This window comes from Clostridium sp. YIM B02555, from assembly GCF_022320955.1.
In the GTDB taxonomy this organism is placed as follows: domain Bacteria; phylum Bacillota; class Clostridia; order Clostridiales; family Clostridiaceae; genus Clostridium; species Clostridium saccharoperbutylacetonicum.
The window spans coordinates 142949-157309 of the sequence record NZ_JAKJJY010000010.1 but is presented as its reverse complement, the minus strand read 5'-3'; the positions used below and the strand labels follow the sequence as shown (position 1 = coordinate 157309).

General features: G+C 29.0%; 10 protein-coding genes. All 10 read left to right on the top strand.

The genetic code is table 11. The annotated features are described in order from the left end of the window. Nucleotides 1-139 precede the first annotated feature (139 nt). The gene (locus tag L3B98_RS15575; RefSeq protein WP_238917409.1) at nucleotides 140-295 is read left to right on the top strand and encodes a helix-turn-helix domain-containing protein; all 156 of its coding nucleotides are present in this window, start codon (nucleotides 140-142) and stop codon (nucleotides 293-295) included. Between the two features lie 45 nt (nucleotides 296-340). After that, nucleotides 341-1090: an NAD(+)--rifampin ADP-ribosyltransferase gene (gene arr / locus L3B98_RS15570; RefSeq protein ID WP_238917408.1), complete on the top strand. Its 750-nt coding sequence runs from the start codon at nucleotides 341-343 to the stop codon at nucleotides 1088-1090. A gap of 64 nt (nucleotides 1091-1154) precedes the next feature. Beyond that, nucleotides 1155-1322 (top strand): hypothetical protein, encoded by a 168-nt coding sequence (locus L3B98_RS15565; RefSeq protein WP_238917407.1) that lies wholly within the window; start codon nucleotides 1155-1157, stop codon nucleotides 1320-1322. A gap of 143 nt (nucleotides 1323-1465) precedes the next feature. Further along, complete coding sequence (locus L3B98_RS15560) at nucleotides 1466-2956, top strand: HTH domain-containing protein (protein ID WP_238917406.1); 1491 nt, start codon at nucleotides 1466-1468, stop codon at nucleotides 2954-2956. A 191-nt stretch (nucleotides 2957-3147) separates the two neighbouring features. Further along, nucleotides 3148-4164 (top strand): oxidoreductase, encoded by a 1017-nt coding sequence (locus tag L3B98_RS15555; protein ID WP_238917405.1) that lies wholly within the window; start codon nucleotides 3148-3150, stop codon nucleotides 4162-4164. A gap of 366 nt (nucleotides 4165-4530) precedes the next feature. Continuing rightward, on the top strand, nucleotides 4531-5214 hold the full coding sequence (gene rpiA, locus L3B98_RS15550; RefSeq protein ID WP_238917404.1) for a ribose 5-phosphate isomerase A: 684 nt from the start codon (nucleotides 4531-4533) through the stop codon (nucleotides 5212-5214). 46 nt (nucleotides 5215-5260) lie between these two features. Then, complete coding sequence (locus L3B98_RS15545; protein ID WP_238917403.1) at nucleotides 5261-6250, top strand: Gfo/Idh/MocA family oxidoreductase; 990 nt, start codon at nucleotides 5261-5263, stop codon at nucleotides 6248-6250. 153 nt (nucleotides 6251-6403) lie between these two features. Next, nucleotides 6404-8191: a GGDEF domain-containing protein gene (locus L3B98_RS15540; protein ID WP_238917402.1), complete on the top strand. Its 1788-nt coding sequence runs from the start codon at nucleotides 6404-6406 to the stop codon at nucleotides 8189-8191. 238 nt (nucleotides 8192-8429) lie between these two features. Then, nucleotides 8430-9665 carry an acetate kinase gene (locus tag L3B98_RS15535; RefSeq protein ID WP_238917401.1) on the top strand — a complete coding sequence of 412 codons (1236 nt, stop codon included), beginning with the start codon at nucleotides 8430-8432 and terminating at the stop codon, nucleotides 9663-9665. 214 nt (nucleotides 9666-9879) lie between these two features. After that, nucleotides 9880-14226 (top strand): DNA polymerase III subunit alpha, encoded by a 4347-nt coding sequence (gene polC, locus L3B98_RS15530; RefSeq protein WP_238917400.1) that lies wholly within the window; start codon nucleotides 9880-9882, stop codon nucleotides 14224-14226. Nucleotides 14227-14361 lie beyond the last annotated feature (135 nt).

The window sequence follows — 14361 nt, the reverse complement described above, 5'->3', positions numbered from 1 at the left end:
GAGTGGTACTGGGTAAAATTAAATCATAATATATATTTCTAGTAAGTTCATTTTCTAGACCCTTCTAAATTGACAATTGTTAATTTAACATTGATAATTGTAATATGTTGAATTGAAAGTATATTTGAATGTATGGTAGGTGAAAATAAATTTGACTCGCAGACGTAGAGATATTTTAAATTTAATTTTAAATGCAGAAGAATACATAACAGGAAATGAATTAGCTAGAATTTGTAATGTGTCTGTTAGAACAATAAGAAGTGATATTAAAGAGATTAATGCTCAATTAAAGTAATATTTTGAAGTAGTAATATTTTTGACCATTTGGAGGTAAGATTATATGAATATAAAGTTTGATCCAAATAATGACGTTATTAAACTATGTATGAGTGGTATGGCATTGGAGAGTAGTGGAAACATTGAAGAAGCAATCACGATGTTTTATAAAGCATGGCAGGAAGCAACAGACGACTATGATAGATTTATTGCTGCTTATTATTTAGCTAGTCAACAAAAGAGTATTACAGACAAATTGAAATGGATGGAAACATCTTTACAGTGTGCACTAAATATTGATGATGAAAATGTTAGGAGTGCATACTCAACTTTATATTTAAACATTGCCAAATGTTATGAGGAGTTGTGTGATTCTGCTAATGCAAAAAGAAATTATGAACTGTCAAATTCGTATAAGGGTGCACCTTCTGATGAAGGACCATTTTATCATGGAACAAAGGCAGATTTGCAGGTTGGTGATTTACTGACCGCGGGTGGAAATTCAAATTACAAACCTGGGCTTAAAATGAACCACATTTATTTCACTGCTAATGTCAATGGTGCAGGACTTGCAGCAACATTAGCAAAAGGAGAAGGAAGAGAACGTGTTTACATAATAGAACCAACAGGTGAATTTGAAAATGACCCAAATGTTACTGACAAAAAATTCCCTGGCAATTTAACACGCTCTTATCGCTCACAAGAACCTCTGAGAATTATTGGTGAAGAAACAGAGTGGACGAATCTGACAACTACGGAGCGACGTGAATGGCGCGAAAAATTAGCTAAAAACAAGGGTGAAATTATTAATTGAACATATTTCAAATGAAGAATATCAAAAATGAATATATACTTTGGAATGTTGTTGACATATTTTCTTGAACAATAAAATCGTTGAATTTAAGCCTCTTGATGCACCAAAATCACTGATACCTAATTTAGAACTAAAAGATGAATTTAAGGAAAAAGGATTTATCAAAGCTGAAGATTGTCAACATTTTATTCCAGGTGTTACTGCAGAAATGTTAGAAAGTAGTACTAGGTAAAATAAAAATTCAAGCATAAAATATATTTCTAGCAAGTTCATTTCTTGAGACCTTCTAAAATTGACAATTGTTGATTTAACATTGATAATTGTAATATATTAAATAGAAGGTCTATTTGAATGTATGGTAGGTGAAAATAAAATTTGACTCGAAGACGTAGAGATATTTTAAATTTAATTTTAAATGCAGAAGAATACATAACAGGAAATGAATTAGCTAGAATTTGTAATGTAACTATTAGAACAATAAGAAGCGATATTAAAGAAATTAATGTTCAATTAAAAGAATATGATGTGGAAATTGATTCTAGTGTAAAAAGTGGTTATTTTCTAAATAAGAAGAATAAAGATATTTTAAAAAGAAATAATATTATACGGAAAGTATTGGATTATGAATATATAATTGAAACGCCAAATTCTCCAGTAGATAGACAAATGTATATTTTACTAAAATTAATAAATAAAAAATATATTACTGCTGAAGAATTGGCAGAAGCCTTGTATGTATCTGTATCGACTATAAATAATGATATTGTTTTGATTAATAGCATGTTAAAGAATGATTTAAACTTAGGGATAAGTTATTCTTTAATTAAAGGAATTAGACTTAAGGCTAATGAAAAAGAAAAGAGAAATATAATTAGCTGGGTTGTGGCTAAAAAGCTTAATATTAGTACTGTGCTGAAATATTGGAATTACTTATTTAATGAAGAAAATGTTATTACAGAAGCTAGAGAACTTTATCATATTGTTAAAGCTGAAACACAAAAATATAATTATTATTTATCAGGACACAGTTATCAATTTTTTTGTTATGAAATTTTAGTAGCAGTTAAGCGGCAACAGCTAGGATTTCAGATAGAAAAATCTGATTATGTGAATGGAAGTATAGAAGAAGTTATTATTGCTATCAAAGAAAAAGTGGAAAGTAAATATGAAATCACTTTATCAAATAATGAATGGTTAAATTTACAGCAGTGTTTTAAATCAAAGCAATTTCTTCAGGAAACTCATATTTTAAATATTGAAACAAAAGAAGCAGTATGCATAATAGAAGAATTTTTTAATAAAGTTTATAAGAAATATAAAATAGATTTGGGGGATGAACAGGATAATAAAAATAAATTGATTTTATATGTGGCTCCCATGATAAATCGTATTAGACATAGACATTTCATAGCAAATACAATTGATGTAAAAGTAGTTGATAACTATAAACTAGAATATAAAATTGCTTTTGAATTTGTACATATTATTAAGAAGGAACTGAATTTAAATGTAAGCTTAATAGAGTTAGCTTATATTACTATGCACTTAGTGTCTATGTGTGGATTGTGGAAATATAAGTTAAATACTATCCTTGTTTGTGATTATGATGAGTCTATAATAACTTTTATTAAGGATAAGATTAATAACCATTTTGGTGAAAAGATAAATTTATGCAGAGTTTATGATTATCAAGAATTTATGTATGAAAATGAAGAAAATCTTAATGGAATAGATTTTATAATTACAACATCTACAATTGTTGATATTGCTAATATTCCCTTTGTGAGAATAAATGCTGAAATTGAAAATACAGATATAAATATGATAGAAGAATTTCTTGAAAGTAATAAAGTTAGTTTTAAATAATCTTATAAATTCAAAGTATTTATAGAATATATATTTTGAATTATAAGATTTATTTTTTTATAAAGAATTTTGCAGTTCAAGTGATTTCACTACCAATAGTGAAATATTTTAGTTTGCATGGAGAAAATTAAAGTGACTATAATAAGATTAGAAAACGAAATTATTTTAATTATTTAAAAGGAGGCTAAGTTATGCTTAAAATTGGATATATAGGAAATGGGAAAAGTACCAATAGGTATCATTTACCATTTGTATTACAGAGAAAAAATATTATGGTAAAGACAATTTATCAAAGAAATTCTCAAAATGAGAAATGGGATAGAATAGAAGGTGTAAATTACACAACAGATTTAAATGAATTATTAAATGATCCAGAAATACAATTAATAGTGATTTGTACAACTCATAGTAGTCACTTTCAATATGCAAAAATGGTATTAGAATCAAATAAGCATTGTTTAGTTGAAAAACCATTTATGGAAACTTCAGAACAAGCAAAAGAATTATTTTCAATTGCAAAAGAAAAAAATCTAATTGTGCAGCCTTATCAAAATAGACGATTTGATAGTGATTTTTTAACAGTTCAAAAAGTTATTGAATCTGGAAAGCTTGGTGAACTATTAGAAATAGAAATGCACTTTGATTATTATAGACCAGAAGTTCCTGAAGCAATTACAAGTTATGATCCAGCAGCCTCTTACTTGTATGGGCATGGATGTCATACTTTAGATCAAGTGATAAGCTATTTTGGTAAACCAGATAATATTCATTATGATGTTAGACAATTATTGGGATCTGGTAGAATGAATGATTACTTTGATTTAGATCTTTATTATGGAATTTTAAAAATATCTGTTAAATCAAGTTATTTTAGAATAAAGGAAAGACCTAGTTTTGTTGTATATGGTAAAAAAGGATGTTTTGTAAAAGAAACTAAAGATCGTCAAGAAGAGCATTTAAAAGCATTTTATATGCCTAATAATAAGGATTTTGGTGTTGATACTTTTGCACATTATGGTGTGCTTACATATATAGATGATAAAGGTGATATGCACGAAGAAAAAGTAAAATCTGTTAATGGTGATTATGGGCGAGTATACGATGATTTATATGAAGCTATAATAAATAAAAAATATAAGACTATTACAGATGAACAAGTTTTATTGCAAATGGAAATACTTGAAACAGGAGTAAGGAACTTAAGATAAAATGTTTGCTTGTAATTTTATTATTATAAAATCCTCATTTCGTTGAGGTGGGTGGTCTTATTGTGATTCCCATACATTGCGAAAGTCGTGTAATCATATGATAGAACCTTGGGGGTGTTTAACACCGTGTGGAGAGTAAAAATAGATTTGATAAATAATTAAGAAAAGGAGAGCGTTGACACCTCGTAAATTTAAGAACTAACAAGCATTTACGAGTATGTACCGTGAGTTGTACGGGAATTTAAGCCTTTGGAGAACTATATCAAAGAAGAGTAGTTTACTCTTTTAAGTTTACAAAATTGGGTTCGATGAATAAGGAATGAATTTTATAGAGTTTTATAAAGTTTTGTCAACGGAATAGGATAAATGAAGGAAGAGGTCTTAAGAAAACTTTGTGCTGCAAAAGCCATGGAATATATCAAAAATGATACAGTAATAGGACTTGGAGCTGGGAGAAATATAGCTTGTTTAATAGAGCTTATAAGTGAAGCTATGAATAATAACTTTAAAGTGAAAGTTATAACTCCATCAGATAATACAAAAAGCTTGTGTATTAAGAATGGAATTGAAGTTGTCCCAATATTTCTTGTAGATACAATTGATGTAGCTTTTGATGGATGTGGTGAAGTTGATGAGAATTTTTGTGCCTCAAAAGGTGCAGGCGGTATATTTACTAAGGAAAAAATAGTAGGGGCTATGGCTAAAAACTATATTTTGCTTGCAGATGAAAAAAAATTAACTAAAAAGTTGAGCTGTGAACTTCCAATATCAATAGAAATACTAAAAGATTCCTTAAGTTATGTAATTAAAATAGTTGAACAGTTAGGTGGTAAAGCTATGGTTAGAACTAGTGCTAATAAAGATGGATATTTAATAACTGAGGATGGTAATCTATTACTAGATATTATATTTGAGAATATATTAGATTTTGATAAATTAAATAATAATCTTAAAACTATAACAGGGGTTATAGAAACCTCCATTTTTACTAAAGAGGTTGATAAGATCATAGTTTCTGGAGAAAATAGAGTTAGAGTTATTTCAAGATAGAGGTATTAGATAAAGCTAAGTTATTTAGATATTAGGAGGCGTGAATATGAAATTAGGTATTATCGGAGCAGGAATGATAGTAAGAGATTTCTTAACTATCACTCCAAATTTAAAAAACTTTGAACTAACAGCAATACTTGGAAGAAAGAACAATGAAACATCAATTAATGAGTTGAAGAATGAATATGGAATAAAAAAGATTTTTTATGATTATGATGAATTATTAAATAGTGAAGTTGATACTATATATGTTGCTTTGCCAAATAATCTTCATTTTGAATTTGCAAAAAGAGCCTTAGAAGCTAATAAAAATGTAATAATTGAAAAACCTATGACCTCAACTTATAAGCAAGCCGTTATATTAAGCGAATTAGCTAAAAAAAGAAATTTATTTATATTTGAAGCAATTACTAATCAGTATTTCCCTAATTATAAAAAGATTAAAGAATTAATCCCAATCTTAGGAAATATAAAAATAGTTCAAATGAATTATTCACAATACTCTAGTAGATATGATAAATTCGTCAATGGAGAAATATTGCCTGCTTTTAATCCGGAATTTTCTGGTGGTGCTTTAATGGATTTAAATATTTATAATATTCATTATGTTGTTGGTTTGTTTGGAAAACCAGAAAATATAGAATACTATCCAAATATAGAAAAAGGAATAGATACTTCTGGAATATTAATATTAGACTATGTGATATTTAAATGTGTGTGTATTGGAGCAAAGGATTGTAAGGCACCTATTGCCAATAATATACAAGGAGATAAAGGTTGTATATATCAAGATACACCAGCCAATGTATGCGAAAAATTTGAATTATTAATGAACGATGGAAGTACTTCAGAAATAAATGAAAATAATTATGAACATAGAATGGTTAATGAATTTATAGAATTTATTAATATAATTAGCAATAATGACTTGGAAAGCTGTTATAGAATGTTAGAACACAGTTTAATAGTTAGTGAAGTTCAAACAATTGCGAGAAATAAAAGTGGAATAATATTTCCAGAAGATAATTTGAATTAAAATTGAGTGGATTTTTAACTTTCTTTTAAGATATTATGTAGATAAATTTAACAAACTAGTTGTATCATGAAATTTAAAAGAGGGATTATTACAATAAAAATCAACATATTAATGCTAAAAATTTGGTTATACAAATAAGGAGAGATAATAAATATGTTAGATAAACTAGCTAGTATTTTAAAGCATGATGATGAAGAAGAGTTAGAAAATATTATAGAAAATAAAAATATTTCAACAGTTTATCAACCTATAGTTTCACTATTAGATGGTGAAATTATAGGTTATGAAGCGTTGAGCAGGGGACCTAAAGATTCGCCGCTTCAGAACCCTGATAAACTTTTTACAGCTGCTCAAGTTTACAATAAAACCTGGGAATTGGAGCAATTATGTAGAATTAAAGCAATTGAAAGAGCTGCTGATATTGATAAGAATAAATATCTTTTTATCAATGTTGATCCATATATTTTTAAGGATGAAAAATTCAAGAAAGGCTTTACAAAGGAATTCCTTGAACAACATAATATGTCGCCTGATTCTATAATTTTTGAAATTACGGAAAAAACATGTATAGAAGATTATAAAAGTTTTAGACAAGCATTGAATAACTATGTTGAACAAGGATATAAAATTGCAATTGATGATACGGGTTCAGGTTATTCTGGACTAAAAATGTTAAATGAAACAAAGCCTCATTATGTAAAAATTGATATGGATTTAATAAGAAATGTTAATGAGGATTTTTTTAAACAATCTTTATTAGAATGCTTTGTTAAGCTATCAGAAGCAACTAATATGAAGTTAATTGCAGAAGGAATTGAAACCGAAGAAGAATTAAAGACATTAATTAACTTAGGGGTCTACGCTGGTCAAGGTTTTTTTCTAAGCCGTCCAGCAGGAAATTTTTTAGATATACCAAACTCTGTTAAGAATTTGATTATTAAGTGCAGGAGATTTAAAGAAAATAGTTACTATAACCTTCAATCAAATTATATTGGTGAAATTTTAATTCAACATAAATCCTTTGATGTATCAACTCAATGTGGGAAAATTAAAGAATATTTTACTTCAAGTGAAAATATGGGAGCCTGCATTGAAAAAGATGGCTTACCTGTAGGTCTAATTATGAAGCACACTTTAGATTCAGCTCTTGCTACACAATATGGCGTAGCTATTTTTACAAAACGTCCAGTACATCTTGTAATGGACACTAAGCCATTAATTGTAGATTATCATACCCCAGTAAATGAAGTTTCAAGGATAGCTATGTCTAGAAAACCAGAAAAAATCTATGACAATATTATTGTAACTAAAGATGATAAGTATTGTGGTATTGTATCAATAAAATCTTTGCTGAATTATACCACTAAGCTTGAATGCAATTATGCTAGACAACTAAATCCTCTAACTGAACTTCCAGGAAATACAGCTATACAAGATAATGTAAATAAGATTATTAAAAATAAATTAAAATGCTGTATTTTATATTTTGATTTAGATAATTTTAAAATTTATAATGATAATTATGGTTTTGAAAATGGTGATAGAATTCTTAAATATACTGCTCAAGTAATACAATCAAATGTTAAAATGTTATTTCCTTTTTGTGGCTTTATAGGACATGTAGGTGGAGATGATTTTGTCAGCATTATTGAAAGTTCAATTGATGAGTGTGAAAATTTATGCAAAGAAATAGTGATGAAATTCGATGAAGGTATTTTAAATTTTTTCAATGAGGAAGATAAAAATAATAAGTATATTGAAGCAATAGATAGGGTTGGCAGAAAAGGGAAATTTCCAATTACTTCGATTTCAATAGCTGGAGTGCATGGAGAATTTAGTCACTTTTTGAATCCAGAAGAAGTAGGTGTATTTGTTGCTGCAATCAAAAAGGAAGCTAAGCATATTGCTGGAAGTTCTTATATAATAAGAGAGATCTGTTAGTATTAATTTGTTAATAAAAAAACAATAAAAAAATTAAAAAAAGTTAGTAATTTTCTTTAAAATATGATAATCTATTTTAAGTAAAACCTTTACATAATATTATGTAAAGGTTTTACTTAAAACGAGTTTATTTATAGGCATTTTTAAAGATAAGGATTGCTTAAGCTTAATATGCTATAAATTAATTAATAGTTGCCTTATATAAAAAAGTATAAGGGATTTTAAAGGAGTGGAATGAATGAGAATATTAATAATTAATTGTGGAAGTTCTTCCTTGAAGTATCAATTTATTGATATGGAGAATGAATTTCTATTAGCTAAGGGATTAGTTGAAAGAATAGGAATGGATGGATCAGTCTTATGCCAAAATAGAAGTGGAGAAAAATATAAAATTGAAATCCCTATATTAGACCATAAAGAAGCTATAAGTTTTGTGCTAAAAGCACTGTTAGATGAAAAACATGGGGTAATTAGCGATGTTTCTGAAATCGATGCCATTGGACATCGAGTTGTTCATGGAGGAGAATTTTATTCTCAATCAGTAATTGTAGATGATACTGTAATACAAAATATAAAGGCGTGCGTAAAACTTGCTCCGCTTCATAATCCTGCCAATTTAATCGGTATTGAAGTATGCAAGGATTTAATGCCTTCAACACCGATGGTTGCAGTATTTGATACAGCATTTCATCAAACTATGCCAGAGGAAGCATATGTTTATGCACTTCCTTATGAATTATATACTCAACATTCAATTAGAAAATATGGTTTTCATGGAACTTCTCATAAATATGTTTCAGAAAAAGCAGCTGAAATGCTTAATAAGAATATAAACGATTTAAAAATAATTACTTGTCATTTGGGTAATGGTGCTAGTATAACTGCAATAAAAGAGGGGAAATCTATTGATACAAGTATGGGATTCACTCCACTTGAGGGAATTCCTATGGGGACTAGAAGTGGATCTATTGATCCTGCAATAATAACATTTATGATCAGAGAATTAAATTTATCAGCTGCTGAAATTGATGATATCTTGAATAAAAAATCAGGGGTATATGGAATATCAGGAATAAGTAGTGATTTTAGAGATATTGAAGCTGCTGATGAAGATGAAAATAAGAGAGCACATCTGGCTTTAGAAATATTTTATTCGAAAGTAAAAAAATATATTGGTTATTATGCAGCAGCAATGGGTGGCGTTGATTGCATTGTATACACAGCAGGATTAGGGGAAAATTCTCCAGAAGTGAGAGAAAAAACTTGCAGAGACCTTGAATTTTTAGGAGTTAGTATTGATAAAGATAAAAATAAAGTTAGAGGGCAAGCATTTGAGGTTAGTACTGTAGATTCAAAAGTTAAGGTACTAGTTATCCCTACTAATGAAGAACTAATGATAGCTAAAGATACACAAGAATTAGTGATGGATTTTAAACTCTTTAAGGAAGAATTAGAAGATAAAATTATTGTATAAATATAAGCTTATCTCACCAAACATATTATCGGTATTGACAATATCAAAAGTTTATGGAATGATAATCAATAGATGAAAAATAACTAATGATTTAATTACTTTTTTAATAAATATTTTTATACAAAAGAGAAATTAGTTAAGATTTAAAATGAAAAATAATATATAATAAGTTATGCAACATGCTAAATATTTTAAAAGAGGGTTAATGATTAGTATGAAGAGAGTAAATGAAGCTTTTAGTGAGTATGAATCACGTGGAAACTTAAATACAGCAATTATAGAATCAGTAGTTTTGCGTAAGAAAACAAAAATATTAGAAATGGAAATAAGTTCTGATAACTATATAGAATTGAATGAAATTGAGAGTTTTAATAATTTCATTAAGCAAAGATTTTCTTTAAATGATTCGAAGATTCGCGTTAAATATACTGATGCAGCAAATATAAAGCCTATAGAAGAAGAATTAGAAAATATTATATGTTCTTTGTCTAATAAATATCCTGCATTAAAGTCAGTTGTAAATAATTGTGAATATGAGGTTATTGATAAAAATATTAACTTTAATTTGAGAATTCCAGTATCAGGTTTTCTAAAAACTATGGATTATGATAAAAAAATTAATAGTGTTTTAAAAATTATGTATGGAAAGCAATATGATATTAAATTTATTGACACAATAAGTGGTGAAGAAATTGCTAAAATGACAGAAGAAAAACGTGCAAATGAAATGATGTATATCAAAAAAGAGATCAAAAATACACAAAGTATTGCTTCACCACCTCCTGAAGCACCTAAAAAGATTGAGGAAGTTAAAACTGATTCAAAGGCAGAAGGTGATGTTAAGAAAAACACATTATTAATTATGGGAAGAAACGCTAATATAAAGGAACCTGTAATTAAAATTAATGACATTACACCAGATGAGGGACGAATAGCTTTAGAAGGTGAAATATCTAATTTAGAAGCTAAAGAACTTAGAAGTGGAAAGATGCTGATTTCTTTTGATTTATACGATGGAACAAATTCAATGACTTGTAAAGCCTTCTGTAAACCAGGTGAATATGATGAGGTATTCTCTAGAATAAAAAAAGCTAAGGGACTTAGGCTTGCAGGAAATGCAGGTTATAGTAATTTTTCTCATGAAACTGAATTTATTGCTAACACAATAGTTGAAGCAGAAGGAATGAGAAGATATAAGAGAATGGATAATTCAGAGATGAAGAGAGTAGAACTTCATATGCATACTCAAATGAGTCAGATGGATGCAATGAGCAGCGCTTCTGATCTAATAAAAAGAGCTATGAGTTGGGGAATGAAGTCAATAGCTATAACTGACCATGGAGTTGTTCAGTCCTTTCCGGAAGCCCATAAGCTTCTTGGAAGAGATAATAAAGATATGAAGGTTATTTATGGGGTTGAAGCATATTTAGCACCAGATAAGAAACCTTCAGTCACTAATTCAAAAGGACAGAGCATAGATACTACATATTGTGTTTTAGATTTAGAAACTACAGGTTTTTCGCCACGAACAGAAAAAATTACTGAAATAGGTATTATGAAAATTAAAGATGGAAAAATATTAGATAAATTCAGCACTTTTGTAAACCCACAAAAGCCAATTCCAATGAGAGTTGTTGAAGTAACTAAAATAACTGATGATATGGTAAGCAGTGCAGAAACCATAGAAAAGGTATTTCCTAGAATGCTTGAGTTTATTGAAGGAAGTGTATTAGTTGCACATAATGCTGAATTTGATATTAATTTCTTAAAGCACAATGCAAAAGTACTGGGGTATGACTTTGATTTCACTTATGTTGATACTTTGCCTTTAGCACAAGATGTTTTTCCAGACTTTAAGTCTTATAAATTAGGAAGAATTGCAAAAAACTTAGGTATAAAGGTTGAAGTTGCTCATAGAGCTCTAGATGATGTAGACACAACAGTTAAGGTATTTAATATAATGCTTGAAATACTTAAGGAAAGAGGAGCAGAAAGTGTTGAAGAGATAGATTTATATGCTGCTGATGAAGATGCTCAAAAAGTAGCTTATAAGAAGGTAAGGACTTATCATGCAATAATACTAGCAAAGGATTATGTTGGTTTAAAGAATTTATATAAGCTCGTATCTTATTCACACTTGGACTACTTTTATAAAAAACCACGTATACTAAAAAGTATGTTTGAAAAATATTCTGAAGGTCTAATACTTGGAAGTGCCTGTAGTGAAGGTGAGTTATTTCAAGCTATCTTATTAGGTAGATCTGATGAGCAAATCGAAGAAATTGCAAAATTCTATGATTATTTAGAAATTCAACCTTTAGGAAATAATGATTATTTAGTGAGACAAGAGCAAGTTCCTAGCAGGGAATATTTAAAAGACATTAATAAGAAAATTGTGACTTTAGCAGAAAAATTAAATAAACCTGTAGTTGGAACAGGAGATGTTCACTTCTTAGATCCAGAGGATGAAATCTATAGACGTATTTTAGAGGCAGGTCAAGGATTTAAGGATGCAGATCAACAAGCCCCATTGTATTTAAGGACTACAGAAGAAATGCTTGAGGAATTTTCGTATTTAGGAAGAGATAAGGCATATGAAGTAGTAGTTACAAATACAAATAAGATAGCTGATATGTGTGAACAAATCAGCCCTATTTCACCAGAAAAATGTCCTCCACATATTGATGGCTGTGAACAAACTATTAAAGATATAGCTTATGATAAAGCTCATGAGTTATATGGGGATCCACTACCAGAAATTGTTCAGGCAAGACTTGATAAAGAATTAGATTCCATTATTAAAAATGGATTTTCAGTTATGTATATTATTGCACAAAAGTTGGTTTGGAAATCAAATGAAGATGGATATCTAGTAGGTTCTAGAGGATCTGTTGGTTCTTCTTTTGTTGCTAATATGACTGGTATTACAGAAGTTAATTCGTTACCACCTCACTATAGATGTACAAAATGTAAGTACTCAGATTTTGAGGATTACGGTGTTTTAAATGGTTTTGACTTACCAGATAAAGTATGTCCAGTTTGTGGTGAGAATCTTCACAAGGATGGAATAGATATACCATTTGAAACCTTTTTGGGATTTAATGGAGACAAGGAACCAGATATAGATTTAAACTTCTCAGGAGAATATCAAGCAAAAGCTCATAGGTATACAGAAGTTATTTTTGGTAAAGGTACTACCTTTAAGGCAGGAACAATAGGTACTATTGCAGAAAAAACTGCTTTTGGTTATGTCAAAAAGTATTTTGAAGAAAAAAATATTCCTGTTAATAAAGCAGAGACAATGAGAATTGCTTTAGGTTGTACAGGTATTAAAAGAACTACAGGACAGCATCCAGGTGGAATAATAGTTGTACCTAAGGGACGTGAAATTTTTGAATTTTGTCCAGTTCAGCATCCTGCTGATGACCCTAATTCAGATATTATCACAACACATTTTGATTATCACTCAATTGATCAAAATCTTTTGAAGCTTGATATCTTAGGCCACGACGATCCTACTGTTATTAGAATGCTTCAGGATTTAACAGGAGTAGATCCTAAGGATATACCTATGGATGATAAGGAAACAATGTCCTTATTTTATTCAACAAAGGCTCTTGGTGTTACTCCAGATCAAATTAATTCAGAAGTAGGAACCTTTGGTATTCCTGAATTTGGTACTAAATTTGTTAGAGGAATGCTTGTAGATACTAAACCTAAAACTTTCTCTGACTTATTATGTATTTCAGGACTTTCTCATGGTACAGATGTATGGCTTGGAAATGCTAAGGACTTAATCGATAATGGAGTAATTACAAGCATAAGTGATGCGGTATGTACAAGAGATGATATTATGGTATATTTAATTAAAAAAGGTCTCCCTCCTAATACTGCTTTTAAAATAATGGAAACTGTTCGTAAAGGAAAGGCATTAAAAGAACCTAAGTGGCCAGAATATGAAGCATTAATGAGATCTAATGAAGTACCAGAATGGTATATAGAATCATGTAAAAAAATAAAATACATGTTTCCAAAGGCTCATGCTGCTGCTTATGTAATGATGGCATTTAGAATAGCTTGGTTTAAGGTTCATATACCTAGAGCTTATTATACAACATATTTTAGTATCAGAGCAAAAGCTTTTGATGCAGAATTTATGATCTTTGGTAAAGAAAAAGTTAAAGCAAAGATGCAAGAAATAAATGCTATGGGTAATGATGCAGGCCCTAAAGATAAAGATATGTATGATGATCTAGAAATAGTATTAGAAATGTATGAAAGAGGTATTAAATTCCTTCCAATAGATTTATACAAATCACATGCTACAAGATTTCAAGTTGAAGAAAGTGGAATAAGACCTTCACTTAACAGTATAGCTGGAATGGGAAATGTAGCAGCTGAGGGAATTGCTAATGCGGCTAAAGAAAAAGAATTTAATTCTGTAGATGATGTTAAGAAGCGTTCTAAAATTGGAAATGCTGGTATAGAGTTGCTTCGAAAATTTGATTGCTTAAAAGGTCTTCCTGAAAGTGATCAAATGTGTTTCTTTGATGTAGTTTAAATAAATGCAATGTATTATAAATAAAGCCTATATCTTATTTAATATAAGATATAGGCTTTTTGTTATTTTATTTTTAATTTGATTATTTATAATAAAAATGCTATACTTACCTAGGTAATAATTACTTAGGTAAGT

Excerpts from the sequence above, each read along its gene's own strand:
- L3B98_RS15555 (WP_238917405.1), top strand. The coding sequence starts at position 3,148 with ATGCTTAAAATTGGATATATAGGAAATGGGAAAAGTACCAATAGGTAT.
- arr (WP_238917408.1), top strand. The coding sequence starts at position 341 with ATGAATATAAAGTTTGATCCAAATAATGACGTTATTAAACTATGTATG.
- rpiA (WP_238917404.1), top strand. The coding sequence starts at position 4,531 with ATGAAGGAAGAGGTCTTAAGAAAACTTTGTGCTGCAAAAGCCATGGAA.
- L3B98_RS15545 (WP_238917403.1), top strand. The coding sequence starts at position 5,261 with ATGAAATTAGGTATTATCGGAGCAGGAATGATAGTAAGAGATTTCTTA.
- L3B98_RS15535 (WP_238917401.1), top strand. The coding sequence starts at position 8,430 with ATGAGAATATTAATAATTAATTGTGGAAGTTCTTCCTTGAAGTATCAA.
- L3B98_RS15540 (WP_238917402.1), top strand. The coding sequence starts at position 6,404 with ATGTTAGATAAACTAGCTAGTATTTTAAAGCATGATGATGAAGAAGAG.
- polC (WP_238917400.1), top strand. The coding sequence starts at position 9,880 with ATGAAGAGAGTAAATGAAGCTTTTAGTGAGTATGAATCACGTGGAAAC.